The organism is Thermodesulfatator autotrophicus, assembly GCF_001642325.1.
In the GTDB taxonomy this organism is placed as follows: Bacteria; Desulfobacterota; Thermodesulfobacteria; order Thermodesulfobacteriales; family Thermodesulfatatoraceae; genus Thermodesulfatator; species Thermodesulfatator autotrophicus.
The window spans coordinates 1-25,853 of sequence record NZ_LSFI01000029.1 but is presented as its reverse complement, the minus strand read 5'-3'; the positions used below and the strand labels follow the sequence as shown (position 1 = coordinate 25,853).

Below are 25,853 nucleotides of genomic sequence, written 5' to 3'. Positions count from 1 at the left end.
TTTCCTTCACGAATAATTTTTGAAGGAGTTATATTTATGCGTAAAGTTAAGTTAGGTGATGTAGTAAGCATTCATTGTGTAGGCAAATTAGCCAATGGTGAAGTCTTTGAAAGCACAGAAGGCGGGCCTCCTTTTCAGTTTCAAGTGGGCTCTCCTGAAATCATCCCTGGTCTTTCCGAAGCCGTGATAGGCATGGCTGAAGGCGAGGAAAAAGAAGTTACCCTCTCCCCTGACAAAGCCTTTGGTGAAAGAGATGAAAGGCTGGTAAAAGTGGTTCCAAAAGATGCCTTATCCCTTGATACTGAACCGCAGGTAGGCATGATGTTAAACCTGGTATTCAATACAGAACAGGGGGAAGTTACTGTTCCCGCCACTATAACCAACATTGATGAAGAAAACTTAACCCTTGATCTCAATCCACCACTTGCTGGAGAAACGGTTACTTTTTATATCAAAGTAGTAGAAATTGAAAACGGAGAATCCCCCATCATTACTCCGTAATACACCTGAAGGGCCTGTCAAAACGGGCCCCTTTTCTTTGTCTAAAAACAGCCAAGCCTCCCGGCAACGATTTCACGCCAGAGGGAAGAAGCCCCTTTTAATTCCTCTTCAGCTATTTCTCTAGCTGACAGAGCCGCTCTGGTAAAATCCCCCTCAACCCTTAAACGCAAAGAGAGTGTTTGAGGTTCAGTAATAGGGCTACCAATGCGGCTAACAATAACCACATAAGCCTCCTTAACAGATTCCAGTTCAGAAATAACCTTTGCCGCTATCTTTTGAGCCAATAAGTTATAAATCTTTCCCACGTGGCTTATGGGGTTTTTACCAGCTGCGGCTTCTAGGCTCATGGGCCTGAAGGGAGTGATTAAACCGTTTATCCTGTTGCCACGACCTACCTCCCCATCATCACCAGCTTCAGCTGAAGTGCCTGTTACCGTAAGATAAACGTCCCCTTTTCCCGTATCATCAGCGGTGTTTATGGAGATATCTAATTCTGGATAATCTGAAACAAAATTTTCTATCAAAGCCTGCTTTACCTCTTCTTTCCAGGCAAGGTAGTCGTTAAGGTCTGAAAGATAGCGGCCAATAGCCGCACAGGCCACTGTAAGACGAAAGCTTTGGCCTTCACGCACTCCCATGACCTTTATATCTTCGCCAACGGCGGGTAGTTTTTCTTTAAGACGCGAGTTAAGAAACTTTTCTGCCTCAAGGACCAGGTTTTCCAGTGGGCTCAGAGGCGCAAAGCCAACCCCTATGGAAGTATCATTGGCCAAGGGAACCCCTTTCTGTTGATACTTTAGAAACAACTCCACCAGCTCAGAGGCTCCTGGCCTTACCAGGACCTTAATTCTTACGTGTTTTTCCGGATCAAGGGCGTGAAAATGTTTGCTAAACCAGGCCCGGGCCACTTCATCGGCAAGCTCTTCAACAGGAACTTGAAGGTCTTTATAAGAAGTAGTAGCCCGACCTACGAGATAAACTTCAAAAGGTTCAAGCACTTCACCTCCGCCAAAGGCCGGACGGGCTCTTCCTGCAAAAAGAAGGCCTTTATCCACGTTGTGGTGCAAAATAAAACCAAGTTTTTCCAGATAAAAACGGCAAAGGGCCCGGGAAAACTCTTCAGCCAGGGCGTCACAAATGGTATCTGGATGCCCAAGGCCTTTTCTCTCACAAACTTCAAGGCTCAATGAACCTACCGCCTGTTCTCCCAAAGACTCAACTACTATCATTTAGGTAAGCTCCTTTAAGCGCTTCATGTTTTCATGAATCTTTTCAAGTTTTTCTTCAAGCTCTTTACGTCGGACCCTTTCCTTCTCTATCACCTCTTTGGGAGCTTTTTTAAGAAAGCCTTCGTTTTCAAGGCGACTTTTCACCCGGGAAAGCTCTTTTAAGACCTTTGCTTCTTCTTTGGCGAGCTTCTTAAGCTCAGCTTCAATATCAACCAGGCCTTCAAGTGGTACAAAGATTTCAGCCTCAGACAACACTGCCTGGGCGGCTCCGTGGGGGCGCTCACCACCTTTTTGTAATACAAGTTCAGAAAGGCGCGCTAACTGTTTGATAACCGGGGAAAACTCCTCAAAAAGCCTCAAACTTTCTTCTTTCTCTGCCCGGAAAATGGCTTTTATATCAGCAGTGGGGTGGATATTATAGTCCGCTCTAATAGCCCTTATGGCCACAATGGCCTCTTTTATTCTTTCAAGCTCCGCTTCTACAGATTCGTCTTCAAACTCTTTGACTGGTTTAGGATAAGGAGCCACCATAATTGATTCCCCTTCATGGGGAAGGGCCTGCCATATCTCTTCGGTAACAAAAGGCATAAAGGGATGAAGGAGCCTTAAGCTTGTTTCTAAAACCTCTAGCAGCACATTCTGGGCAAGTTTTCTGGCCTCACCACCTTCGTTAAGAAAACGTTTGGACATCTCTACATACCAATCGCAGAATTCGTGCCAGAAGAAGTGATAAGCTGTAAGGGCTGCCTGGTCAAACTCGTATTCATCAAGAGCCCGGCGCACCTGAGCCACGGTTTTAGAAAGCCTTGAAAGAATCCAGAGGCTTTCCCTGGGAAGCTCTGCCTGGGTCAAGTCTATCTTTTCAAAGCCGTCAAGGTTCATGAGCACAAAGCGGGCGGCGTTCCAGATTTTGTTTACAAAGTGGCGATAACCTTCTATGCGTGATTCAGCAAGCTTTATATCTCGTCCCTGGGCCGCCAGGGCCACTAAAGTAAAGCGAAAAGCATCAGTGCCGTACTTTTCTATCATAATCAGCGGGTCAATAACGTTGCCACGGCTTTTGCTCATCTTCTGGCCTTTTTCGTCGCGCACCAGGGCGTGGACATAAACATCACGAAAAGGCACGGCCCCCATAAAATGAAGGCCCATCATGAGCATACGAGCTACCCAGAAAAAGAGGATGTCAAAGCTTGTAACAAGAAGAGAGGTCGGATAATAAAGCCGCAGTTCAGGAGTATCTTCAGGCCAGCCAAGGGTGGAAAAGGGCCAGAGAGCCGAAGAAAACCAGGTGTCAAGCACGTCTTCTTCTTGCTTTATATTCTGTGAGCCGCAGTGGGCACAGGCCTCTGGCGTGTTACGGGAGACGGTAATTTCTCCACAATCTTTACAGGTCCAGGCGGGGATACGGTGCCCCCACCAAATCTGGCGCGAGATACACCAGTCTCTAATGTTGTACATCCAGTCAAAGTAAAGGTTTTTCCAGTTCTCAGGGATAAGCCTGGTAAACCCGCGCTCAATCGCGGCAATGGCTGGTGTGGCCAGGGGCTTCATTTTGACGAACCACTGCTTAGAAAGAAGAGGCTCAACAATGTCATCACAACGGTAACATTTGCCAAGGACTACTTCGTAATCTTCTATCTTTTCAAGCAGACCCTGAGCCTTTAAATCTTCCACGACTTTTTGGCGGGCTTCAAAACGATCAAGCCCGGCGTAAGGGCCTGCTTCTTTGGTCATCCTGGCGTCTTCGTCCATGACTTTTACAAAAGGAAGGCCGTGGCGTCTGGCAATTTCAAAGTCAGCAAAATCATGGGCTGGCGTAACTTTAACAGCCCCTGTACCAAACTCCGGATCAACTTCTTTATCGGCAATTACAGGAATTTCACGGCCGATTAACGGGAGTTTAATCTTTTTGCCAATTAGATGACGGTAGCGTTCATCTTCAGGATTTACCGCCACCGCGGTATCTCCGAGCATGGTCTCTGGCCGGGTGGTAGCTACAACGATATAGCCTGAACCATCAGCCAGAGGATAGCGTATATGCCAGAGGTGCCCTGGAGTTGGCTCGCGCTCTACCTCAATGTCTGCCAGGGCAGTGTGGCAACGGGGGCACCAGTTAATAATATAATCCCCACGGTAAATAAGGCCTTCTTCCCAAAGCCTGACAAAGACTTCACGGACAGCACGAGATAGACCTTCGTCCATGGTAAAACGCAGGCGAGACCAATCGCAGGAACAACCAAGGCGCTTAAGCTGTTCAATAATGGCTCCGCCGTATTCCTCTTTCCACTGCCACACACGCTCTAAAAACTTTTCCCGGCCAAGGTTATGCCGTGAAAGGCCTTCTTTCGCCAGGGCCTTTTCTACAACATTCTGGGTAGCAATGCCGGCATGGTCTGTCCCTGGAACCCAGAGGGTATCATAGCCGTCCATGCGTTTATAGCGAACGATAACATCCTGAAGAGTGGTGTTTAAGGCATGGCCTACGTGAAGCTTTCCCGTAACATTAGGAGGCGGAATGACCACCGAAAACCGCGGACGTTTTGGATCTAACTTGGGTTTTAAAAAACCTTTTTCTTCCCAGTAGCGATACCACTTTTCCTCTACGCCGCGAAAGTCATAGGCCTTTGGTAGCTCTTTCACTTAGTCCTCCCATTCTGTTTTATTTCAACTAAATATTCTAAAGACTGCTTCACCCATACAGACAAAAACTATCATTGCGGGCTGCACCAGCAGCCAGAACAACCCTTCTCGCAAGGTAGCGCATCCAACATAGGTTTTGCATTTCTTTACATTACAGAGCGTCATCGCGAGGCAACGTAGTTGCCGTGGCGATCTCTGATCCCTTCGCTACTGCTCGGGATAAAGATTGCTTCGCTTCGCTCGCCATGACAACCCAAAAATTATCATCTGTTTTACGCTCTAATTAATAAGTTAAAACTTTAAAAAGTCCTTTAAGTTATAACCACAAAATTTCCTAATCGGCCAGGGTAAAGGCAACAAGAATATTTTTGCCTGTCCCCTGGTAAAGAAGCTTTTTTCTATTTAAAATCATTGGCATGTCTTACCTGGTTTTAGCCCGTAAATATCGTCCGCAAACTTTTTCCGAAGTAGTCGGCCAGGAACACGTAGTCCGAACCCTTAAAAATGCTCTTTTACAGGGGCGCCTGGCCCATGCCTTTCTCTTTTCTGGAATTAGAGGAGTAGGGAAAACTACCATTGCCCGCATCTTAGCCAAAGCCATAAACTGTGAATCCCCTTCTCAGGCTGAACCCTGTAATTCCTGTCAGGTTTGCCAGGAAATTACTTCTGGCCGAGCTATTGACGTGCAGGAGATAGACGCTGCCTCTAACCGCGGTATTGATGAAATTAGAGAGCTAAGAGAAAACGTAAAATTCCCACCAGCTAAACTCAAAGTAAAATTTTACATAATAGACGAAGCTCATATGCTCACCCGAGAGGCCTTTAACGCCCTTCTCAAGACCCTTGAAGAGCCGCCTGAGCGCGTGAAGTTCGTTCTGGCCACCACAGAACCTCACAAAATACCAGTAACTATTCTTTCTCGCTGTCAGAAATATGATTTTCGGCGTGTGCCTCCGGCTATTTTAGTTTCGTTTTTGAAAGGCGTCTGTCACAGGGAAAGGGCTGATATTTCTGAAGAAGCCCTTAATATTATTGCGAGAGAGGCAGAAGGCAGTGTGCGAGATGCTTTATCTTTACTTGACCAGGCCATCTCTTCAGGAGTAAAAACAGCTGCTGACCTCCAGGCACTTTTAGGAATTTCCAGGCCAGAGCTCATTGAAAATCTTGCCAAAGCTATTATTAACCGAGATCTTGCTACCTGTTTCCACCTGGCTAACCAGGCTTACGAAGAAGGGCAGGACCTTTTTTTCGTGGCTGAAGACCTGGTGAAGTTTTTTAGAAACCTTTTGGCCCTTAAAAATTCTGGCGGTCGCCTGTCTCTTGACCTCCCTGAAAGCGAACTTTCCTCTCTTCGGTCGCTATCTTTAGATCTTGAAACAGAAGAATTAATTCTTTTTTTTCAGACCCTGCTTCAGGGTTTTGAAGCCTTAAGACGCAGTTCAGTCCCAAAGCTTTCTTTTGAACTTATGTTGGCTAAGGCCTGCCAGATTAAGCAGGTAGTAAGCCTTGATGAAATATTTGCCAAAATAAACGAGCTTAAAAACCTTTCTTCCAGAGAACACCTTAGCCAAAAACCAGAAAAAGAAGCAAACAAGCCCTCTGAGGCTGAAGTCCCTGCCACTAGAAAAAGCTGGGAAACTTTTATCGCTGAAATAAAAAAGGAAAAGCCCACTTTAGGAGCTATTTTAGAAACAGCAGAGCCTCCTGACTTCTCTCAAGAAAAACTTGTACTTAACATAGCTGAACATCCCCTCCTGGAAGACAAAGAAACCCAGGCAAACCTCAGTCGTTTGGCCCAAAAATTTTGGCAAAAACCCCTTGAATTAAATTTTATTTCGCAGAAAACTTCTTTTTCTAAAAGGCAAGAACTGGTAGAAAGGCCCATTGTCCAGGAAACGTTAAAAATTTTCGGTGGACGAGTAGCCCAGGTAAAAATTTACGAAAAGGAGTAGAATCAATGCAAAACATGCAAAGTTTGATGCGACAGGTCCAAAAAATACAGAAAAAGATGGCTGAGCTCCAGCAAGAGCTGGCCAAAAAAACCGTAGAGGCTACGGTAGGCGGGGGTATGGTTACCGCGGTAGTAAATGGCAGGCAGGAGCTTGTTTCCATTAAAATTGACCCTGAAGTGGTTAATCCTGAAGACATAGAAATGCTTCAGGACTTGATTGTAGCCGCTGTTAACGAAGCGATACGCCGTTCCCAGGAAATGGTAGAACAGGAAATGGCCAAAATAACCGGAGGCCTCAAGATCCCGGGAATGTTTTAAACCATGGCCTTTCCAGAAGTTCTTGAACGGGTTATCAAAAATCTGGCTGCTTTACCAGGGCTTGGGGAAAAATCAGCTACAAGGCTAGCCCTTTATTTACTTTCTCGTCCTTCAGAAGAGATAAAAGAGCTGGCACAAAGCCTGCTTGAAATGCGAAGCAAGTTAAAACTTTGTAAACGCTGTTTTAATCTGGCCACTGAAGAATTTTGCCAGCTTTGCCTTGACCCTCAAAGAGAAAAAGACATCCTCTGTGTGGTGGAAGACCCAGCGGCCCTTTCGGCCATAGAAAGGGCCGGAGCCTATAAAGGGCTTTATCATGTCCTTCACGGTGTTCTTTCCCCAAGAGACGGTATCGGCCCCAGAGAATTGCGTTTACCAGAGCTTTTAACTCGCCTGAGGCAGGAAAACATAAAAGAAGTGGTTCTGGCACTTTCCCCCACGGTTTCAGGAGAAGCTACCGCGGCTTATATTGTAGAACTTTTAAAAGAAGTTCCTATTAAAGTAACTCGTCTGGCTTGTGGCCTACCTATGGGCATGGATGTACGCTACGCCGACCAGATGACCCTTAAAAGGGCGATAGAAGCCCGCCAAAATTTTTAGCTATTTTTCTATCCCCCGGCGGGCCAAAATCCCCTGTTGGTAATAGTGCTTTATTTCGCGCATTTCAGTAACCAGGTCAGCTGCCTGTATAAGTTCAGGTGGGGCATAACGCCCGGTGATAACGATTTCTATATGTTTAGGACGTATCTTCAGTAGTTCCAATACGGCGTCTAATTCTAAAAGCCCAAAATGCAAAACAAGATTAAGTTCATCCAGAATGACCAGATTAAACTCACCGGATAAAATCTTTTCCCGACAAAGAGAAAAACCCTCTTTAGCTAAGCGGATATCTTCTTCAGAGGGTTTACCTTTAATAAAGCAGCCGCGCCCAAATTGGAATACTTCTATGGCTGGCTCAAACTTTTTAAGGGCTTTAATTTCGCTATACTCGCCACTTTTTAAAAACTGCCCTAAAAAAACCTTAAACCCTGCCCCTAAAGCCCTAAGAGCAAGCCCTAGAGCCGCGGTGGTCTTGCCTTTGCCGTTTCCAGTATAGACTTGCACATAGCCTGTAAAATTTCTATTGCTCACCATAATTTTCTCCGATTAACATAGCATGATGGCTAAAACAAGACATTATATCGTCCCTTTTGGCCTTTTTTTAGCATTGACTTTTCTGGGGTCTTATATCCCCTCTAAATTTCACTTTTATCTCTACGCTTTAAAAACCTTTTCAGTAGGGTTTTTGTTGTTTTATTGGCGCCGAAAATTCGTAGAACTTTACACCTCCATAAAGGCTCAAGAAATCCTTTTAGCTTTAGTAAGTGGGTTATTCGTTTTGGTTTGCTGGATTGGAGCCGAAGGAATCCTTCCCACTATAGGCACTCCCAGAGTGGTTTCCCCGTTTGAAGAGACATCTTCCCCTGGGCTGGCCTGGAGTTTTATTATTATCAGGCTTTTTGGTGCAGCGGTAGTTGTTCCCGTACTTGAAGAACTTTTCTGGCGCTCTTTTCTTATGCGCTATCTGATTGATAAGGATTTTCACAAGGTGCCTCTTGGGGCTTACACCCACTTTTCTTTTTGGACCATAGCCATTCTTTTTGCCCTTGAGCACTTCCGTATTTTCCCGGGATTTTTGGCTGGAGTAGTTTATGGCAGTTTGCTCTGTTACACCAGAAATATATGGGGCCCCATTCTTTCCCACGTGGTGACCAACCTAGGCCTTGGCCTTTACGTGTTATTCACCGGGCAGTGGATATTCTGGTAATTACTCTTCAAAAGTAAATTTGTGGGTTATAGGATAACGCCAGCCAAAGCCAAAGGCCCTGGGGCTAACTTTTAAAGTGGGTGGGAGCTGCCATCGCTTATATTCTTCAAGGCGTAAGCGCCTGAGAACCTCACGCACAACTTCTTTGGGATATCCCTGAGATACAATCTCAGCAGCACTTTTCCCCTCTTCTACAAAGGCCTTTATTATTGGGTCAAGAAGGCGATAGGGTGGAAGGTCGTCTTCGTCTTTTTGGTCAGGCCGGAGCTCTGCTGAAGGAGGTTTTTTAAGCACCCGCAGGGGGATAACCTCCTTTTCCCGGTTTATTTCGCGGGCTAAAGCGTAAACATCGGTTTTAAGCACATCACCCAGCACCGAAAGGGCTCCACAGGTGTCTCCATAAAGGGTGCAATATCCCACCGCCAGTTCGCTCTTGTTCCCGGTATTTAAAACCAGGCAATTGAATTCATTGGCAAGGGCCATAAGGATATTGCCCCTGAGTCTCGCTTGCAGGTTTTCCTGGGTAAGGCCTTTGGTATCATGGCCAAGAGCATTAGCTATTTCCTGCCTAAGAGCATTAAAAGTTTTTGAAATGGGAACAGTTAATGTCTTAATACCAAGGTTCTGGGCGAGCTTTTGGGCATCTTCATTACTTTCTTTACTCGTATAAGGCGAGGGCATTAAAACCCCGACAACATTTTCAGCCCCTAAAGCCTCAACAGCAATAACCGCCGTAACCGAAGAATCAATTCCCCCAGAAAGACCAATGAGAGCCCCCTTAAAGCCCGTCTTTCTAAAATATTCTCTGACACCAAAAGTCAGGGCCTTTAAAAGGCTTGCTGTTTGGCTTGAGGAGACAGGGTGTTTAACCGGCTTTCTGGTGTTTAAGTCAAAAATCAGCAGGTCTTCTTCAAAGTCTTTGGCCTCAGCCAGGACTTTGCCTTCAGGCGAAACCACCAAACTTTGGCCGTCAAAAAGTAGATGATCATGTGCACCTACCTGGTTAACGTAAAAGATATAACTCCCCAGGCGCCTGGCCTGCAAAGCCAGTAATTTTTTTCTAAGGTCTGCTTTACCAACAAAATAAGGGCTGGCTGTTATGGTGATAAGAATTTCAAGGCGGCCTGCCAGGCCTTCTAAAGGGTCAAATTCATAGTTAAAATCAAGAAAACCAGGGAGCCGCCAGACATCTTCACAAATACTCAAGCCAAAGCTTAAACCATCTAGTAAAAAGCAGATGGTTTGATAAGAAGGCTTAAAATACCGGGGTTCTTCAAAAATATCGTAAGGGGGAAGCAAATTCTTACCATAAGAAACCACTTCTTCGCCATTAGCTATAACCAGAGCCTGATTTTCCAGCGGCAACTTTTCAGAAGTATTTTTGGCCCGGGGAAGCCCAAGAACTACCGTAATATCCCGTGGTAGAGCTTCTTTCAAATAGGCCAGGATATCTTCTATCCGTTTTCTAAAGTCTTTACGGGTCAATAAGTCTCTTGGTGGATAACCACAAAGGCTTAGTTCCGGGAAAATTACAAGTCTTGCCCCTTGCTTTTTGGCTTCTTCGGCGAATGACAGAATTTTATCGGCGTTTTCCTGAAAAAAACCTATAGTAGGGTTAATCTGTGCCAGAGCGATTTTCATAAAAATTAAGACTACGCGCTGAACAAAATAACGTCAACGCTTTTCTTACATTACTTCAATGCCGACAAACCCTTCAGGCGTGAAAATAGGTACCGTAGAATAAATATTTTCCCGGGCACAAAAATCTACATCTTTATCAAAACCAAGCTCTTTTAAGCGCTGGGCATGGGGCGATTTAAGTATTTCCTGGAAAATATCTGATACACCTTTAGCGTATTCATAAGAAACAATAGCTGCGTCATTTTCTTTTTCATAATCAGTAAGATATCCCGCAAATTTCCCTGCCCAAAGAAAGTCTTCAAGGGATAATTCTCCATTAGTTCCGGCACAAAGGACTATTACCTCTTCAAACCTTTGGGCAAACTTCTTTACGGCTTCCATGTTAAGAAAAGCCCCGGCACAAATAGCCCTGGCCTTTTTAACGAAACCAAGGGCTTTGGTGCCATTGGTGGTAGTCAAAACAACCCGGGCTTGTGCAAAATTTTGGGCTTCAAGGGGACTATTGCCCGCCTGAAATCCCTGAGGGGGAACACAATCTCTTTCACCAGCCAAAAGATAGCCTTCTTGGCTGTACAGCAAAGCCTCCTCAACAGAAGCTACTGGCTTGACGTTTAAAGCCCCATGACTCAAAGCCGTTACAATAGTAGAGGTTGCCCTTAAAATATCCACCAACACTACCAGGCCTTTGGTCTCAATCGGCCTGGGAAGGGTAAGAACTTTTATCTTTTTCATTCAAACACTTCCTTTAGCGCCATAAGGAGTTTTTGGTTTTCTTGAGAGCTTCTTAAGGCTAAACGCAAAAAGGGGCCCTCAAGACCATAAAAATTTGAAGCGTTACGCACTAAAATATAATGTTTATAAAGTAGCTCTTGCCATATTGCTTGGGGCTCATGCTTTTTGAGCTTCATCAAAAAGAAATGAAGAGAACTGGGATATAATTTTACCGGCAAATTTAGGGCTTTTAGTTCTTCAAAGAAAGTCTTTTTCTCCTGGGAGATAAAACTTCTTACCTGCTTTACGTAATCCTTTTGAGAAATAAGCCATACCCCGGCTATCTGGGCTAATCTATTGACAGCCCAGGGGAGCATGGCCTGCCAGAAAATTTCCTTAAGAGGTTCACTTACCACTAAAAAACCAAGCCTTAGCCCTGGAATACGATATATCTTGGAAAATGACCGCAAAATAAGGCAATTGGGCAAATTTTTAATTTCTTTTACCAGAGAAAAGGCTTCTCCCACAAAATCAACATAAGATTCATCAATAACAAAGTATGTTTCAGGGTAGCGGCTTATAAGTTCTCGGAGTAATTCAACTTTAATTAACGCTCCCGTAGGGTTATTGGGATTACAAATAAAAACCAAATCTTTAAGGGTAATGGCTTTTTCAAGCTCTTTAAGGGGAGGGCTAAAGTTTTCTTCTTTTTTGGCCAGCACGTATTGAACGGGGATTCCAGCTGCTTGCGCGGCATCAGCATAATCACTGTATGTAGGGCCTAATACCAGTACTTTTTGGGGTTTAAGGAGCCTTGGGATAGCAAAAATCCATTCACTGGTTCCACTTCCAGGGAGAATCTGTTCCGAATCAAGCCCAAACTGGGCTGCCAGGGCCTCTCGCAATGACTCGCTATCAACTTCTGGCAGACGTTCAATTTCTGTTAGGTGTTCCTTGAGAAGAGGATAAAGACCCTGAGGAGGAGGCAAAGGGGAAACGTTGCTGCTGTGGTCAGCTATTTTTTCAGGAGGAACACCAAGGCGTCTGGCCAGGAAATAGATCTCTCCCCCGTGGCCGCGAAGCATTACCACTCTCCAGTGGCTAGATATTTTTCTATACGAGGGGTGAGGTCAAAGGGGTTCTCAAGTTTTTTTCCTTCTTTATTCACTAGTTGATGATTTACCAGCTTAATTTCGCCATCAGCAAAGGCTTTAATGGTATAAACAATCAATGGTAACTCCCTTTTAACACCTTCTTCACGAATAAGGGCAAAAAGAGGTTCTTTTTCACCTTCCTCTTCCATGATTTTAGCTAATCCCCTGGTAGCGACTTTTTTCTCAAAGGCTTCCCATAGGGGGGCAAATTTCCCTTCTTTTATGTTAAAATGGCAGAAAGTCACTGCTGGGCCACGGTCAAGCTCAGGGGTAACAAGATGCATCATAGCCCCTGTTTCATAGGCCTTTTCTTCAAGGAGCCTCCAGATCACCTCTTGCCAGGTTCCCTGAGGCCCACCAGGCAGCGCCGGGTGCAAGTTTATCATGGGAAGCTTTTGGCAAAGCTCTGCCGAAACTACCCACATGTAGCCCGCCAGGATAACAAGTTCAGCTGGTTCTTTTTTAATAAGGTCATAAACTTTTTGATGATAAAGGGTTCGCCAGACCTCACGGTCTTGCTGGCGAAGAGAGGGTTCAAATTTTTTGGCCGAAAGGCAATAAACTTTAAGGCCAAGATCTTTGCAAAGCTCTAAAAAAGCATCACTTTCCTGGCTTTCTCCAGGTTCTCGCGAAAGGAAAACAAAAGAAATTTCTCCTGGAATAAAGCCTTCTTTTATCTTTTGATGAACGATCTTTAAAAGGTCACGAGCCGCCTGGTCCCTTCCGGTAGAAAACCAGCCTAGTTTTAACATTTTCCCCCCTTTTTCTCCCAATCATAGATAAATGGCTGGTGAAGGTCAATAAATCTATAAGTTAAAGTAAAATAACTATAATATTGTGCGTAAAGAGCAGGGGGTCTATTTTATCTTCAATAATACCAGGAGGTAACTATGAGAAATTTTTGCCTGTCACTTTTAATTTTTATTTGCTTTATAGCCCTCATTCCTGCTCACCTCAAAGCCCAGGAATATGGACCACCTTATGAATTGGTAGACAAAGCCACTATCACTCTTAAAAACTTTATGAGTGATAAACAAATGTCCTGGCTACGAACCCATTTAAAAGAAGCCAAAGGCATAATAATCATCCCACAAATGATAAAAGGGGCTTACTTTTTGGGCGGCTCTCTGGGAAACGGGGTACTACTTGCCCGTTATTCAGGAAACACGTGGTCGTATCCCGCTTTTTACACTATCGGCTCGGTTTCTTTTGGCCTTCAAATAGGCGGCGAAGTTTCAGAAATTGTTCTTCTAATTATGACACAGCAGGGCCTTGATTCTTTTTTAGCTACCTCGGTGAAGCTCGGGGCAGATGTTAGCGTGGCGGCAGGTCCGGTGGGGAAAGGGGCCAAAGCACAATTAGTGGATGTGCTGGCTTTTGCCCGTTCTAAAGGGGCTTTTATAGGGGTAAGCCTTGAAGGAGCCGTAGTTAAAGTGCGAAACTCCTGGAATCATGAGTACTATGGCCAAAAGGTGCGCCCGGTGGACATAATTTATGGCCGAAAGGTAAAAAATCCTCACGCTGATAAGCTGCGCGTTCTTTTACAAAAATATAGCCGGTAATTCCCAAGTCTTCTGCTAGAGTGGACTTTTTTGAAAATATTTAAAGGCTATACTACCCGCTTCTGAGGCTTATTCTCATTTTTAGACTGCTTCGCCTGTCCCGAGCGAGAGCGAGGGATCTACCTCGCAGTGACAGTAGGGAAAGTGCTCCTCGCAGTGAAAATGGGGGAGTCATTGCGAGCGAAGCGAAGCAATCTCTATCTATGGAAAAATTTGAGCGTTTTAGAATTCTTAAGAGGTCTCTCTTAATTACTTCACATTTTCCAAATAAACTTTATATGACACGCAACTCTAAAAATGATAAAAAAGAAATAAAAATGATAAAAAAGAAATAGACCTTATGAGGAGAACTTTATGCAGGATGTTCTGGCTATTCTGCTGGCAGGTGGGGTGGGTAGCAGGCTTAATATTTTAGTCCGCAAAAGGGCCAAACCTGCTGTTCCCTTTGGGGGTATTTATCGCATAATTGACTTCACCCTTTCAAACATTGCTAACTCAGACCTTACCTGCGTGGCGGTTCTTACCCAGTATAAGCCCCTCTCCTTGATGGACCATATTGGCGATGGTTCTCCCTGGGACCTTTCAGGCCGCACCCGCGAAGTGCGTATCCTTCCCCCTAAGACTGGAGAAAAAGACTGGGACTGGTATCGCGGCACAGCTGACGCCGTACGCCAGAATCTGGACTTTATAACCCAGAGGCCTTCACGCGAGGTCATCATCCTTTCTGGGGACCATGTCTATCACATGGACTATCGCCCCCTCATCGCCTATCATCGAGAAAAGAGGGCCCAGGTCACCGTGGCCATGATGCCTGTCCCCTGGGAAGAAACCCATCACTTTGGCATTGCCATAACCGATGAAACCGGCCGCATTATTGACTGGGAAGAAAAACCCAAAAAAGCCCGGTCTAATCTGGCCTCCATGGGAGTCTATGTCTTTGATACCTCTTATTTGATTAGTGTCCTTAAAAGCTCCACCATTGAAGACCTGGATTTTGGTATGCATATTCTGCCCCAGGCTCTAAAAGAGGCCAGTGTCTATGCCTATCGTTTTGAAGGTTACTGGCGTGACGTGGGAACCCTTGAATCTTATTTTCGGGCTAATATGGATCTTCTTAATCCAGATTCTGGGCTTGACCCGGAGGCCTGGGGCACCATGACCAATATCATGCCCCATGGCCTCACTTACGATTTTCCTCCGGCCCAGATTCTTTGTGAGGGGCAGGTGGAAAATAGCGTGATATCTCCAGGGTGTCTCATCGGTGGACGGGTAGAAAACTCGGTGCTTTCCCCAGGGGTGGTGGTGGAAGAAGAGGCCTATGTAAAAGATTGCGTCCTCATGCATAATGTAAAGGTTTCCAGAGGGGCCCGCCTTTTCAGGGTTATTAGCGACAAGGAAGTCTTTATTGGAGAAAGGGCACGCGTGGGTTTTGGTGATGCCAAAGTGGCCAATGAACGTTTTCCCAAGCATCTTTTCACCGGGCTTACCCTCATCGGTAAAAGTGCTTATATTCCAGGAAGAAGCCAGATAGGCACTAACTGTGTCATCTATCCTGATGTAACTGTAGAGGATTATCCACCAGACTTTATGGTAAAAGATGGTTCAACTATACAGAAAAGGAGCACCTAATGGAAGAAAGAGAACGTCACATAGTTTATGACGCCATTTATAAGGTTTCTGAGGCCCAGAAAAAGGCCCCCAAGTTGGTGGGTGTGCCCACAGGGGTTAAAGGGCTTGATGAGCTTTTTTACACCGTTGAATGGAAAGAAGGAAAGCCGGTACGCAAGCCGCTGGGAGGAATTCCTCTGGGGTGCGTGGTTAACATAACAGGTATGCCTGACACAGGCAAAAGCCTTATGGCAGAACAGTTTACCATTAAGCAGGCTAGTCTTGGAGAAGCAGTTTGCTTTGTAACCGTAGAAACGCCAGCTTCGTATCTTTCCGTAGGCCTTGAGCAGCGGGCTAAGGCCATGGGTGTAAATTTTAAAGAAATCGAAGACAAAATCATCATCCTTGATGCCGCAAGTTACAGCCGCCTGCGTGAAGATATGCCCACGCTTCTTGATACCCTGGCCCACATTTACCGCACTTACAAGGTTCATCGCACGGTGATTGACTCGGTCACCGGGCTTTATGAAGCCCGCGAAATGCTTGCCCGCAGCGTGGTAAGGGCCCTTTACACCTTCTGTAAGAAATGGTATCAGACCGCCCTTTTCATTTCGCAGAAGCGCTCCTCGCATGAGGAACTTTCAGCAGAAGCCGCTGGTGGCTACGCGGTTGGCCATATTGTTGATAGCAGCATGGTGCTTTCCAAAGAACTCATTCTTTCGGCCAGGGCCGCCCAGCTTTATAAAGTTGATATTGGCGAGATTATAAGGCTCTTTCGTATAGACGGCTGCCGTATGTGCGGCCATGATACTAAAGTCCATCTTATGGACATAACTGAGCTGGGACTGGTAGAAATTGGCCCTCCCTTGGTGGAAGTCCTCAAAGCCAAAGGAGGCTCTAAATGATTTACCCTCACGACTTTTTTCCTGAAGCCAATTTTTCTTCTTTGGGAGATTTTTTTGAGTTAAACGAGCCGGTCTGGCAGGCTATTGCCAAGCTTAAAGAACGGCTGGGCTCTTTTATTCAACCAAATATTTCAGGACTGCCCACGGGAGAACCTCTCCCTCAAACTCATATCCTTTTTGAAGGTGAACTCATCCCTGCCAAGGACGCTCACATTACCTTTGGAGATGCTACCAAAGGAAAACTTCGGGTTGAAATGGGAAACCGGGTGCTTGACGGAGCCAGTGTTTTGTGCGCCGGAGCCATTTTTTTTGATTCCTTTGTTGAGATAGGAAGGGGCGTTTTAATAGAACCAGGAGCCTTAATTAAAGGCCCAACTTATATAGGCAATTTTTCTGAAGTGCGGCAGGGAGCTTACATCAGAGGTAGCACTTATGTAGGCGAACGTTGTGTGGTGGGCCACACCACCGAAGTTAAAAATAGTATCATGCTAAACGGGGCCAAGGCCGGGCATTTTGCTTATCTCGGTGATAGTATCCTTGGCCATGAGGTGAACCTGGGAGCAGGCACCAAGCTTGCCAATTTAAAACTAAAGGGCAACACCATAAAAATAAAAGTCGGCGAGGAAGTAGTAGATACTGGCTTAAGAAAATTAGGCGCTATTTTAGGTGATTATGTGCAAACTGGTTGCAACTCGGTTACCAATCCTGGCACCTTAATAGGCCCTCACTCTTTAGTCCTTCCTAATACCACCGCTGGTCCAGGGTTATTTGCCTCTAAAAGTTTAATAAAGTCTTGATGGACAGAATTGAGGATTTAGGTAATACTTCAATAATTCCCAAAATTAAGGAGGTTATATGAGATTTTTATTTTCTATGGTTCTGGCACTAATAATAGGTCTGGCAGCTACTGCTCAGGCCAAGGACGAGATTTTAGCTGAAGTAGGGCCTTACAAGCTAACTAAAAAAGAGTTTGAAGCTCAGCTTGAAACTGCTCCTCACCAAATCAAAATGATTTTAGCTCATCAGCCTGAACTTAAAAAAGTTCTGGTAGAACGCTGGGCGGAAATTTCAATGTTGGCATTGGGAGCTAAAGAAGCTGGCCTGGAAAAAGACCCAGCCGTAAAACGTCAGATAGAAGAAGCTACCAAGCAAATCTTAGCTCAAGCCTATTTAGAGAAAGAAGTGCTGGCCAAAATTAAACAGCAAGTAACTGAGGAAGAACTCAAAAAGTATTACGAAAAGAATAAAGCCAAATTTCAGGAACCAGAAAAAGTACGAGCAAGGCACATTTTAATTGAGGTTTCTCAGAATGCCTCTAAAGAAGAAGTCCAAAAAGCCCTGGAAAAAGCCAAAAAGATTCGCGAAAGACTTCTCAAAGGAGAAGACTTTGCCAAACTTGCCAAAAAATACTCTGATGATCCGGGCACTAAAGACAAAGGCGGAGACCTGGGCTTTTTCACCCGTGGCCAGATGATCAAAGAATTTGAAGAAGCAGCCTTTTCTTTGAAGCCGGGAGAAATCAGTGAGCCTGTGCGTAGCCCTTTTGGTTTTCACATAATCAAAGTTGAAGAAAAGAAGATGTCTAAAGAAAAGCCCTTTGAAGAAGTCAAAGAAAAAGTAAAAGAAGAATACCTTAACCAAAAACAGAAAGAAGCCTTAGAGCGGGCGTTAAAGGAACTTAAAGCAAAATATAAGGTCAAAATCTATACTGATAAGCTTTAATGCTTTATCGCACCTTTTTATTCTTGCCAGGGGTTAGCGAAAAAACTGAATTTTACCTCTGGCAAGAAGGGGTCACCCACTGGTGGAAGCTGTTAGAAACCAAAAGCCTTCCAGGGGTCTCCTCTGGAAGGCTTTATTTTTGGCAACAAAAACTACGCCATGTCATTCCTTTTGAAGACAACCTTTCTTTTTTGGCCCAAATTTTACCTAAACGTCACCACTGGCGTCTTTATGAAAAGTTCAAAAACAAAGCTCTTTTTCTTGATATAGAGACTGACGGCCTAAAAAAAGGTCACAACCAGGTAACCGTGCTGGGGCTTTTTGATGGTAAGAATTACCAGGCTTTTATTGCTGGAGAAAATCTGGAAGAAGGCCTGGAACTCCTGGCCGAAGCCTCTCTGGTAATAACTTTTGGAGGGTCTTTTTTTGACATCCCTTTTCTCAAAAGCCTTTATCCCTGGCTCCCTGACCCTAAAGTGCATCTTGATCTTTGTCCCCTGCTTAAGCGCCTGGGGTTTAAAGGAGGGCTTAAACGCATAGAAAAAATACTGGGGCTTTCTCGCCCAGGTGAAGTTGACGGCCTTGATGGATTTGAAGCGGTTAAGCTTTGGTGGCGTTGGCAAAGGCGACACGACGCCAAGGCCCTTGAAAAACTCGTTCTTTATAACCGGGAAGACGTAATAAATTTAAAATACCTGGCTGAAATTACCTACAATGGCCTTAAACATCTCACCTTGACACGGCATGTTCCCGCTCTTACGGTCTCCTCGGGAGGGTAAAAGGCTATATGGATATAATAAAACAAGACCTAAAAAAATGCTTGACAGAAAAGCTACTCAAATACGCGCTGGAACTGGCTAATTGTCTTCCTGTGCGCGCTATTATGGTTTATGCCGATGTCTTCCAGGACGAAGACAAACTCAAAAATTATGTTGAAAAACTAGATAATACCAGGCTTGTTCTGGTCAGCCGGGAAAATTTAAAAATCCCAGATCCCGCAAAGATAGACTTCATTAAAGTGCCCCATATAAAATTAACCCGCCTGGGGCAGATGAAAATAGCTGTTCTGGTAGGTGTTTCCAAAGGCATTTTTCATCCCCAGGATATCATTTTATGTCTATCAGGAATTGCTGAAAGCGGAGTGCTTGACTCCCTTTTTATTATTGATATCGGTTCGGAATTTGAATTTTTCGAAGTCAATCAGCTTGAACACTTACACGAAGTAGTTAGGCCCGAAGTATTTCTACGGGTTCTCGAAATAGCCATTGACCTGGCCGTAGAAGGAAGAGAGGGGAAACCTATTGGAACCACTTTTATAATCGGTGATAGTGAAAAGGTTCTGGAATATTGTGAGCAACTCATATTGAATCCTTTTAAAGGTTACGACGAAACAGAAAGAAACATTCTTGACCCCCGCCTGGAAGAAACCATAAAAGAGTTCGCTAGCCTTGATGGAGCCTTTGTTATAAGGGGAGACGGAGTTATTGAAACCGCTGGTGCCTTTATAAGGGCTGGTGGGGTTGTAGTAGATATCCCACCAGGGCTTGGCACCAGACACAGGTCAGCAGCCGCTATTACGGCTATAACCAAAGCCGTGGCCATCACTGTTAGTGAATCAACTGGGACGGTAATGGTCTTTTATGGTGGGAAAATTATCATGGAAATAGAGCGTCCACTGATATTTGGGGCCTTAAAACCTGAAGAAGGAAAAACTTTCTCTTTGAGAGAAGAAATCAAGTAAAAAGGAGGGGAGACCATGCAACATCATGTTATTTATCGCGATATAAGCCCAGCTGACAAAAAACTTGCCGAAAACTATGTAGCCAAAATTATTGAACGCTTTGAAAAGCTAACCAGAAAGTTTGATCCAGATCTGGTTCACCTGCGAATCGTAGTAGAAGGTCTTGAAAAAAAGAAATTCTACTTTGTGCAGTTGACACTTTCTCTACCTCAAGGAATTCTTTCTGCCAGAGGCGAACACAAGCGTATGAAAACCGCCTTCAAAATAGCTAGAGAACGCCTGGAGAAGGAGCTGGCACGCCATCTTTCTGAGCTCAGAGGAGAACATATTTACAAACGCCATCAGCGTTATGTACAGGAAATGGCCAAGGCCCTACCAGAACTTGCCGTGGATAAGCAGGCTGACCTAAAAGAACGTTTTATGGACCGCTTGCGTCCCCTTTTGCGGGACCTTTATCGTATAGCCCGCCGTGAGATCCTTTTTCATCAACTAACAGGAGAATTGCCCCCAGAGTATTTAGACCCAGGGGATGTGGTAGATGAGGCTGTGCTTTGGGCTTATGAAAATTACGACCAAATCGTAGCCATGGGAGACCTGGCCCATGCTTTGCATAAAAAAATCCTTGAAATTATCAGACGAGAGATAAACAAACTGAAAGAAGAAGGGCACGAAGCCATCCCAGTGGAAGAAACGGTGCCTTTAGATGATATACGTTACAAACTCAAAGAAATGCCTGATAACCCTTACTTTGTAGAAGAAGAAAGATTGCGCTGGGAAGACGTGTTACCTGCTGGAGAAGTTACCGAGCCGGAAGAGGCTCTTTCAGCTGAAGAGCTTAGCAACCTCATTATGCGGGAGCTTTCAAGGGTGCCAGAAGAAAAACGTCAGGCCTTTGTCTGGCACGTATTAGATGGCCTGAGTTTTGCAGAGATAGCCAAGTTACAGGGACGCGATGAAGAAAGCGTTCGCAAAGACATAGAAGAAGTGCGAGAGTATATACGCCAGCGCTGGCAGGCTTTGGGGGCCAAACCCAAAGAAGTAGAAGAAGAAATAGAACAGGAGGTCAACTAATGAAGTCAAAAGTAGGAATAATTTTTCTTTTGGTATTTTTTCTTTTCACAATTAACGCCCAAGCTTCTGTGTTTGAAGAAATCTTTAAGGTGAAAAGGGCAGAAAAGCCAGAAACTGTTACAACTCAGGCTCAAAAACAGGATGAAGAAGCGGTCAATCTAGCCTTAAAGCTTTCACAGGCCTTTGCTCAGGTGGCTAAAAAAGCCGGGCCAGCAGTGGTTTTTGTACAGGTTGAAAAAGTGGTAGTTAGAAAAGGGCCTGCCATGGAGCCCTTTCCTTTTGGCAGCCCTTTTGACTTTTTTGGAGAAGACTTCTTCGAGCGATTTTTTAGGGATCGCTTCCCTCGCAAGTTCAGGCAAATGGGGGCAGGGTCAGGTTTTATCATAAGCCAGGACGGCTATATCATTACCAATAACCACGTAGTAGCTAATGCGGACAAAGTAAAAGTTAAACTTGCTGACGGCCGCGAGTTTAAGGCCAAGATAATAGGCACTGACCCGGCTTCTGATGTGGCAGTATTAAAAATTGACGCTGATAACCTACCCACTCTCCCTCTTGGGGACTCTGATAAAATTCAGGTGGGAGAATGGGTTTTAGCCATAGGAAACCCCTTTGGCCTTACCCAAACCGTCACGGTGGGTGTAATCAGCGCCAAGGGTCGTTCGGGCATGGGCATAACCGACTATGAGGACTTTATTCAAACCGACGCTGCTATTAATCCTGGGAATTCTGGTGGACCTTTAGTTAACCTGAGGGGAGAAGCTATCGGGGTAAACACGGCGATATTTACTCGCTCAGGCGGTTACATGGGGATAGGTTTTGCCATCCCTATTAATATGGTCAAGGTCATCGCCAAACAGATAATTGAAAAGGGTAAGGTTACGCGCGGCTGGCTCGGAGTAGTCATCCAGGATCTTAATGAAGATTTAGCCAAATCTTTTGGCCTGGACAAACCTGAAGGAGCGCTGGTTACTGATGTAGCAGAAAACTCTCCCGCGCAAAAAGCAGGTCTTAAACCAGGAGACATTATTGTCGAATACAATGGCAAGCCCGTCAAAAATGTCGCTGAGCTCCGCACTCTAGTAGCCCTTACCCCTCCAGGAACCAAAGTCAAAATGGTGGTTTTCAGGAAAGGGGAGCGAAAAGTGCTTGAAGTAGAAATTGGTTCTCAACCTCAGAGTTTGGGAATTATTACTGGCCAGGATGAATTTTTACAGAAATTAGGCCTGGAAGTTAAGCCTCTTACTCCGGCTTTAGCCGAACAATTGGGCTACGGAGTAAACGAAGGAGTAGTTATTACGGGGGTAGCACCAGGAAGCCCTGCGGCCATGGCTGGACTGCGACCGGGTATGCTAATTGAAGAGGTTAATCATCGCCGAGTGCACAATATTAAAGAATTTGCTGAGGCACTAGCTCCTAGTAAGAAAACAGGGAGAGTCCTTTTCCTGGTAAGAGATAAGGAATTTAGACGTTACGTAAGTATTCGTTTGAAGTAAGCCTTTTTAAAAAAGTTTAAAGGGCCCGGCTATGCCGGGCCCTTTTCATTTTTTGGAGCTTTCATTTCTCTTAATAGCTTTCATTTCTCTTAATCTTTTGATAAAAATATTACGATAAAAAAATTATAGAAATAGCTTTTGGGAGTCTGAGCAATTGAACAATCTTAGGTACAGAAGCATCATAACCAGGATTGCCTTAGTGCCATTTTGTTCCTTGCTATTATTAATGAGAGCATTTTTACATTACAGAGCGTCATCGCGAGGCGATGTAGTCGCCGTGGCGCTCTCTGATCCTTTCGCTACTTCGCTTCGCTCGCAATGACAACCTAAAAATTGTCATCTGTTTTACGCTCTAATTAATAATTATAGCAATATAATTTTGACAATTTATGCTGTTTTTGCTTGAAAAAAGTTATGAGATTTTTATTAACGCTTATTTCGGTAATATTTTTTTATAGTGGTTTGGCCAGTGGAAAAGAGGATTCTTTTATAAAAATTGGAACTTCTCTTCCTTTAAGCGGTCACGCTTCATATCTTGGAGAAGAAGTGCTTTCAGGTATGAAAGCCTACTTAAAAGCTATCAATGAGAAGGGAGGCGTTTGCGGGCACAAGATAATCCTTAAAGCTTATGACGATAAATATAGCCCTCCTTTAATGATTGGTAATGTAAAAACCCTGGTGGAAAAAGATAAAGTTCTAGCTCTAATAAGTCTTGTTGGAACACCTACTACTTTGACGGTAGTTAAATATTGTGAAAATAAAGGTATACCTCTACTGTTTCCCATTACAGGAGCAATTGAACTCAGAAAGCCCGTCAGAAAAAATATTTTTAACTTGCGACCTAGTTATTGGGATGAATGTAAACTTGCTGTTGATTTTTTTATTAAAAAGGGTTTTAGGCGTTTTGCTATTGTTTATCAAAATGATGCTTACGGCTTAAATGGTCTTGAAGCTACCAGGCGTCGGCTCTTCTGTTATGATATGGAACCAGTTATCAGTATTTCATATCTTAGAGGACAGGCAAATATAAACCAAATAGTTACAAGACTTATAGAAGCCAAACCTGATATAGTATTTTTTATAGGCACAGCCAACATAGGAGAACTCTTAATTAAAGAATATAGAAAAAGGACATCATCTATCCCAACTTTTTATGCTGTATCTTTTGCTGGAGTAAAAGATATGGCTGAACGTTTAGAAAACTTACCAGTTAAAATGTATATAACTACGGTCTTACCGTATTATGTCCATAAAAATACCCCAGCTATTAAAGAATACCGCAAGTTAATGCAACATTATTTCCCTAAAAAAGAACTATCGGCTCTTTCCTTTGAAGGTTTTTTAAATGCTAAACTTTTAGTTAAAGTTCTTGAAAAAATAGAGGGAGAGATTTCTTCTAAAAAACTAATAGAAACGCTAGAGAACCTTCAAAATTTCGACCTAGGGATAAAAGAAAAAATAAATTTATCCCCAGAGAGTCATCAGGGCTTAAATAAAGTTTTCCTACTCAAAATTGAACATGGAAAAATCTTTCAAGTTAATACCACAAATTAAAAAGTTCCTAAGGATATTAATTGGACGAGAACCTTCTTATCAAGTTACTCGTTCTTTTGCCATAATGATGCTTCCCTTAACTTTTATAGCTGGCTTATTCATTTGTTTCTCCCTCCCTATTAGTTATTACTATTTTTCTAAACAAGAAAAATCAAGCCAGGCTGAACTCCATGCTAAATATTTATCTTCTATATTTCGGGACACTATAGAAAGATATCCATTAACCTGGGAAGAAAGAATTAAAGAAAAATTAAAAATTATAAATGCAAAGTGTGTAACTTTTTATGACCCTAAAGAACGCATTATTGCCATTATAGGCCAGAAACCTACTTCTTTTTGGGAAAGAAAAAGTGCTACTCAAGTAAAGTATCCTATTTATTTCAATGGTAACTTATATGGTTCAATAGAAATTATACTACTAACAGAAAATCTTTGGAGCAATCTTTTTAAAATTTTAGCTATTTCTCTAGTATTAGGCACAGCAGAAGGTTTGGCATTATGGCTAATTCCGGCTTTTTACATCTTAAGAGACGAAGAAAAAATCAACAAATCTCGTGAGGAACTTTTTAAAGAAAGAGAAAGGCTAAGATTATCAGAAACTAAATATCGGACTCTATTTGAGTTTTCTCCTGATGCCTTCACTGTTTCTACTTTAGAAGGAAATATTATTCATTTTAATAATAGATTTGTAAAAATGTTTAAACTAGAGGATAACAATATTCCACAGAAATTGAATGACAAATTTTTTTTTACAAATCCCTCAGATAGAGAAAAAATAATTGACGAATTATTAAAGGAAGGAGAAATAAGAAATAAGGAAGTTTTATTACGAAGAGTTAATGGTGAAGAGTTTTATGCTTTAATTTCGATGCGCTTAATAGGCGCTTCTATTTTTAAAGATAAAGTTCCTGTAGAGCTAGAAAATTCTTATGTTTTTATTTTTACTGCTATTAGAGATATTTCCAAATTAAAGGAAATGGAAAGACAATTACTTCAGGCTCAGAAGCTAGAAAGTATAGGTCTTCTTGCAGGAGGTATTGCTCATGATTTCAACAATATATTAGCCATCATTTCTGGACATAATGAACTTTTAAAACGATCTTTAAAAGACGAAAAAGCAATGAACTATTTAGAGGTTATAGACAAATCTGTAAAAAGAGCTTCTGAACTTGTAAATAACCTTCTTGCTTTTGCTAGAGCCGGGAAATATAAAATAGAACCTATCGATTTGAATATCCTTATAAAAGACTTTCAGTCTTTGTTAAGACACTCTTTAGATAAGAGAATTATTGTAAAATTTGATTTATTTCCTAATTTACCGTCTATCCTGGCAGATCCTTCTCAAATCACACAAGTAGTTATGAATTTATGTATTAATGCCAGAGATGCCTTACTTCAGAAAGGTGGAGGACGTCTTATAATCAAAACTTATTCTCAAAAAGTAAAAAAAGAGATACTTACCATTACTGGAGACAGGATTCCTCCTGGTTCTTATGTGGTACTGGAAGTAAAAGACAATGGCCCGGGCATTCCTCCTGAATTTATAAACAAAATATTTGAGCCCTTTTTCACAACAAAACCAATAGGGGAAGGAACTGGCCTAGGGCTTTCTGTGGTTTATGGAATAATAAGGAATCACGATGGCTACATTGATGTAAAGTCTCGGCCTGGAGATACTAGATTTCTAATTTATCTCCCCGAAGCCAAAGAAACAAAACTATCTCCTAAAGTTGTTACAAAACCACAGGCTGCTCCCAAAATCAATGGAACTGCCACTGTTTTGGTAGTAGATGACGAAGAAGAAATCAGACGTTTTATTCGTTCTACACTTGAAGAACATGGCTATCGCGTAATAGAAGCCAGCAACGGATATGAAGCCCTTGAAATTTTCCAGAACAAAAAAGATGAAATTAATTTAGTCCTTTTGGATTTAATAATGCCAGAAATGGAAGGAAAAGATACCTTTGAGGCCTTGAAAAAGTTGTCGCCCAACCTAAAAGTTATAATTCTTACCGGGTATGTAGCAGACAGGGTGGTCCGGTCAATGTTAAAAAATGGAGCCAAAGCCTTTTTAACAAAGCCTTTCCGTCTCCAGGACTTGTTAATAGTAGTTCATCAAGTACTTAGCACTTCTAAATAAGGCGAAATTTTAATATTAACCTTCATTTCCCACTGGGAGTAAACAAAGGCATAAAAATATATTGATAGGTATTTTTACATTACAGAGCGTCACGCGAGGCGA

23 protein-coding genes are annotated in these 25,853 nt (G+C 43.3%); 16 read left to right on the top strand and 7 right to left on the bottom strand.

Features of this window, described 5'->3' with window-relative positions:
* Window positions 1-36: 36 nt before the first annotated feature.
* The gene (locus TH606_RS06845; protein ID WP_068542294.1) at window positions 37-501 is read left to right on the top strand and encodes an FKBP-type peptidyl-prolyl cis-trans isomerase; all 465 of its coding nucleotides are present in this window, start codon (window positions 37-39) and stop codon (window positions 499-501) included.
* Window positions 502-542: 41 nt separating this feature from the next.
* Here the strand turns inward: TH606_RS06845 and TH606_RS06840 are convergent, their stop codons facing one another.
* Window positions 543-1,730 (bottom strand): methionine adenosyltransferase, encoded by a 1,188-nt coding sequence (locus tag TH606_RS06840; RefSeq protein ID WP_068542292.1) that lies wholly within the window; start codon window positions 1,728-1,730, stop codon window positions 543-545.
* Window positions 1,731-4,370: a valine--tRNA ligase gene (locus TH606_RS06835; protein WP_068542290.1), complete on the bottom strand. Its 2,640-nt coding sequence runs from the start codon at window positions 4,368-4,370 to the stop codon at window positions 1,731-1,733. It abuts the gene before it with no gap.
* A 416-nt stretch (window positions 4,371-4,786) separates the two neighbouring features.
* Between TH606_RS06835 and dnaX the strand changes: the two genes are divergently transcribed.
* From dnaX to recR, 3 genes are read left to right on the top strand one after another with little or no spacing between them, the layout of a single operon-like run.
* Window positions 4,787-6,322, top strand: coding sequence for a DNA polymerase III subunit gamma/tau (gene dnaX, locus TH606_RS06830; protein WP_068542288.1), 1,536 nt, complete (start codon window positions 4,787-4,789; stop codon window positions 6,320-6,322).
* A gap of 5 nt (window positions 6,323-6,327) precedes the next feature.
* Window positions 6,328-6,639 (top strand): YbaB/EbfC family nucleoid-associated protein, encoded by a 312-nt coding sequence (locus tag TH606_RS06825; protein ID WP_068542286.1) that lies wholly within the window; start codon window positions 6,328-6,330, stop codon window positions 6,637-6,639.
* Between the two features lie 3 nt (window positions 6,640-6,642).
* Window positions 6,643-7,239 carry a recombination mediator RecR gene (gene recR / locus TH606_RS06820; RefSeq protein WP_068542284.1) on the top strand — a complete coding sequence of 199 codons (597 nt, stop codon included), beginning with the start codon at window positions 6,643-6,645 and terminating at the stop codon, window positions 7,237-7,239.
* On the opposite strand, the gene cobO is transcribed toward recR, so the two are convergent.
* Window positions 7,240-7,773, bottom strand: coding sequence for a cob(I)yrinic acid a,c-diamide adenosyltransferase (cobO, locus tag TH606_RS06815; RefSeq protein ID WP_068542282.1), 534 nt, complete (start codon window positions 7,771-7,773; stop codon window positions 7,240-7,242).
* Window positions 7,774-7,798: 25 nt separating this feature from the next.
* Here cobO and TH606_RS06810 point away from each other — a divergent pair, with 25 nt between their 5' ends.
* Complete coding sequence (locus TH606_RS06810) at window positions 7,799-8,446, top strand: CAAX prenyl protease-related protein (protein WP_197460522.1); 648 nt, start codon at window positions 7,799-7,801, stop codon at window positions 8,444-8,446.
* On the opposite strand, the gene TH606_RS06805 is transcribed toward TH606_RS06810, so the two are convergent.
* Genes TH606_RS06805 through purN form a run of 4 tightly spaced genes read right to left on the bottom strand, consistent with a single transcriptional unit; the run spans window position 8,447 to window position 12,704 of the window.
* Complete coding sequence (locus tag TH606_RS06805; protein ID WP_068542279.1) at window positions 8,447-10,087, bottom strand: NAD+ synthase; 1,641 nt, start codon at window positions 10,085-10,087, stop codon at window positions 8,447-8,449.
* Window positions 10,088-10,132: 45 nt separating this feature from the next.
* A complete protein-coding gene (locus TH606_RS06800; protein WP_068542277.1) occupies window positions 10,133-10,819 on the bottom strand; it encodes a 2-phosphosulfolactate phosphatase in 687 nt (228 codons plus the stop codon).
* Complete coding sequence (locus tag TH606_RS06795) at window positions 10,816-11,883, bottom strand: pyridoxal phosphate-dependent aminotransferase (RefSeq protein WP_068542276.1); 1,068 nt, start codon at window positions 11,881-11,883, stop codon at window positions 10,816-10,818. Before TH606_RS06795 ends, TH606_RS06800 begins: the two co-directional genes overlap by 4 nt.
* Window positions 11,883-12,704: a phosphoribosylglycinamide formyltransferase gene (gene purN, locus TH606_RS06790; protein WP_068542273.1), complete on the bottom strand. Its 822-nt coding sequence runs from the start codon at window positions 12,702-12,704 to the stop codon at window positions 11,883-11,885. Before purN ends, TH606_RS06795 begins: the two co-directional genes overlap by 1 nt.
* Before the next feature lie 138 nt (window positions 12,705-12,842).
* On the opposite strand from purN, the gene TH606_RS06785 reads away from it, so the two are divergent.
* From TH606_RS06785 to TH606_RS06735, 11 genes are all read left to right on the top strand, one after another.
* The gene (locus tag TH606_RS06785) at window positions 12,843-13,514 is read left to right on the top strand and encodes a lipid-binding SYLF domain-containing protein (RefSeq protein ID WP_068542271.1); all 672 of its coding nucleotides are present in this window, start codon (window positions 12,843-12,845) and stop codon (window positions 13,512-13,514) included.
* A 354-nt stretch (window positions 13,515-13,868) separates the two neighbouring features.
* The gene (locus TH606_RS06780; protein ID WP_068542269.1) at window positions 13,869-15,143 is read left to right on the top strand and encodes a glucose-1-phosphate adenylyltransferase family protein; all 1,275 of its coding nucleotides are present in this window, start codon (window positions 13,869-13,871) and stop codon (window positions 15,141-15,143) included.
* Window positions 15,143-16,027 carry a KaiC domain-containing protein gene (locus TH606_RS06775; protein ID WP_068542267.1) on the top strand — a complete coding sequence of 295 codons (885 nt, stop codon included), beginning with the start codon at window positions 15,143-15,145 and terminating at the stop codon, window positions 16,025-16,027. Before TH606_RS06780 ends, TH606_RS06775 begins: the two co-directional genes overlap by 1 nt.
* On the top strand, window positions 16,024-16,824 hold the full coding sequence (locus TH606_RS06770) for an acyltransferase (protein WP_068542265.1): 801 nt from the start codon (window positions 16,024-16,026) through the stop codon (window positions 16,822-16,824). Before TH606_RS06775 ends, TH606_RS06770 begins: the two co-directional genes overlap by 4 nt.
* Window positions 16,825-16,882: 58 nt before the next feature.
* Window positions 16,883-17,749 carry a peptidylprolyl isomerase gene (locus TH606_RS06765; RefSeq protein ID WP_068542263.1) on the top strand — a complete coding sequence of 289 codons (867 nt, stop codon included), beginning with the start codon at window positions 16,883-16,885 and terminating at the stop codon, window positions 17,747-17,749.
* On the top strand, window positions 17,749-18,528 hold the full coding sequence (locus TH606_RS06760; protein WP_068542261.1) for a ribonuclease H-like domain-containing protein: 780 nt from the start codon (window positions 17,749-17,751) through the stop codon (window positions 18,526-18,528). The genes TH606_RS06765 and TH606_RS06760 overlap by 1 nt, the downstream gene beginning before the upstream one ends.
* An 8-nt stretch (window positions 18,529-18,536) precedes the next feature.
* Window positions 18,537-19,490, top strand: a complete 954-nt coding sequence (locus TH606_RS06755; RefSeq protein ID WP_068542259.1) for a DNA integrity scanning protein DisA nucleotide-binding domain protein — start codon at window positions 18,537-18,539, stop codon at window positions 19,488-19,490.
* Window positions 19,491-19,505: 15 nt separating this feature from the next.
* The gene (locus TH606_RS06750; protein ID WP_068542257.1) at window positions 19,506-20,561 is read left to right on the top strand and encodes a sigma-70 family RNA polymerase sigma factor; all 1,056 of its coding nucleotides are present in this window, start codon (window positions 19,506-19,508) and stop codon (window positions 20,559-20,561) included.
* Window positions 20,561-22,057, top strand: coding sequence for a DegQ family serine endoprotease (locus TH606_RS06745; RefSeq protein ID WP_068542255.1), 1,497 nt, complete (start codon window positions 20,561-20,563; stop codon window positions 22,055-22,057). Before TH606_RS06750 ends, TH606_RS06745 begins: the two co-directional genes overlap by 1 nt.
* Window positions 22,058-22,471: 414 nt before the next feature.
* The gene (locus TH606_RS06740; protein WP_068542254.1) at window positions 22,472-23,611 is read left to right on the top strand and encodes an ABC transporter substrate-binding protein; all 1,140 of its coding nucleotides are present in this window, start codon (window positions 22,472-22,474) and stop codon (window positions 23,609-23,611) included.
* Window positions 23,577-25,751: a hybrid sensor histidine kinase/response regulator gene (locus TH606_RS06735; RefSeq protein ID WP_068542253.1), complete on the top strand. Its 2,175-nt coding sequence runs from the start codon at window positions 23,577-23,579 to the stop codon at window positions 25,749-25,751. The genes TH606_RS06740 and TH606_RS06735 overlap by 35 nt, the downstream gene beginning before the upstream one ends.
* Window positions 25,752-25,853 lie beyond the last annotated feature (102 nt).

Coding starts and splice junctions, on each gene's coding strand:
- TH606_RS06745 (WP_068542255.1), top strand. CDS start 20,561: ATGAAGTCAAAAGTAGGAATAATTTTTCTTTTGGTATTTTTTCTTTTC.
- purN (WP_068542273.1), bottom strand. CDS start 12,704: ATGTTAAAACTAGGCTGGTTTTCTACCGGAAGGGACCAGGCGGCTCGT.
- TH606_RS06775 (WP_068542267.1), top strand. CDS start 15,143: ATGGAAGAAAGAGAACGTCACATAGTTTATGACGCCATTTATAAGGTT.
- TH606_RS06765 (WP_068542263.1), top strand. CDS start 16,883: ATGAGATTTTTATTTTCTATGGTTCTGGCACTAATAATAGGTCTGGCA.
- recR (WP_068542284.1), top strand. CDS start 6,643: ATGGCCTTTCCAGAAGTTCTTGAACGGGTTATCAAAAATCTGGCTGCT.
- TH606_RS06800 (WP_068542277.1), bottom strand. CDS start 10,819: ATGAAAAAGATAAAAGTTCTTACCCTTCCCAGGCCGATTGAGACCAAA.
- TH606_RS06840 (WP_068542292.1), bottom strand. CDS start 1,730: ATGATAGTAGTTGAGTCTTTGGGAGAACAGGCGGTAGGTTCATTGAGC.
- dnaX (WP_068542288.1), top strand. CDS start 4,787: ATGTCTTACCTGGTTTTAGCCCGTAAATATCGTCCGCAAACTTTTTCC.
- TH606_RS06795 (WP_068542276.1), bottom strand. CDS start 11,883: ATGCTTCGCGGCCACGGGGGAGAGATCTATTTCCTGGCCAGACGCCTT.
- TH606_RS06845 (WP_068542294.1), top strand. CDS start 37: ATGCGTAAAGTTAAGTTAGGTGATGTAGTAAGCATTCATTGTGTAGGC.
- TH606_RS06825 (WP_068542286.1), top strand. CDS start 6,328: ATGCAAAACATGCAAAGTTTGATGCGACAGGTCCAAAAAATACAGAAA.
- TH606_RS06735 (WP_068542253.1), top strand. CDS start 23,577: ATGGAAAAATCTTTCAAGTTAATACCACAAATTAAAAAGTTCCTAAGG.
- TH606_RS06810 (WP_197460522.1), top strand. CDS start 7,799: ATGGCTAAAACAAGACATTATATCGTCCCTTTTGGCCTTTTTTTAGCA.
- TH606_RS06805 (WP_068542279.1), bottom strand. CDS start 10,087: ATGAAAATCGCTCTGGCACAGATTAACCCTACTATAGGTTTTTTTCAG.
- TH606_RS06740 (WP_068542254.1), top strand. CDS start 22,472: ATGAGATTTTTATTAACGCTTATTTCGGTAATATTTTTTTATAGTGGT.
- TH606_RS06780 (WP_068542269.1), top strand. CDS start 13,869: ATGCAGGATGTTCTGGCTATTCTGCTGGCAGGTGGGGTGGGTAGCAGG.
- TH606_RS06760 (WP_068542261.1), top strand. CDS start 17,749: ATGCTTTATCGCACCTTTTTATTCTTGCCAGGGGTTAGCGAAAAAACT.
- cobO (WP_068542282.1), bottom strand. CDS start 7,773: ATGGTGAGCAATAGAAATTTTACAGGCTATGTGCAAGTCTATACTGGA.
- TH606_RS06770 (WP_068542265.1), top strand. CDS start 16,024: ATGATTTACCCTCACGACTTTTTTCCTGAAGCCAATTTTTCTTCTTTG.
- TH606_RS06785 (WP_068542271.1), top strand. CDS start 12,843: ATGAGAAATTTTTGCCTGTCACTTTTAATTTTTATTTGCTTTATAGCC.
- TH606_RS06755 (WP_068542259.1), top strand. CDS start 18,537: ATGGATATAATAAAACAAGACCTAAAAAAATGCTTGACAGAAAAGCTA.
- TH606_RS06750 (WP_068542257.1), top strand. CDS start 19,506: ATGCAACATCATGTTATTTATCGCGATATAAGCCCAGCTGACAAAAAA.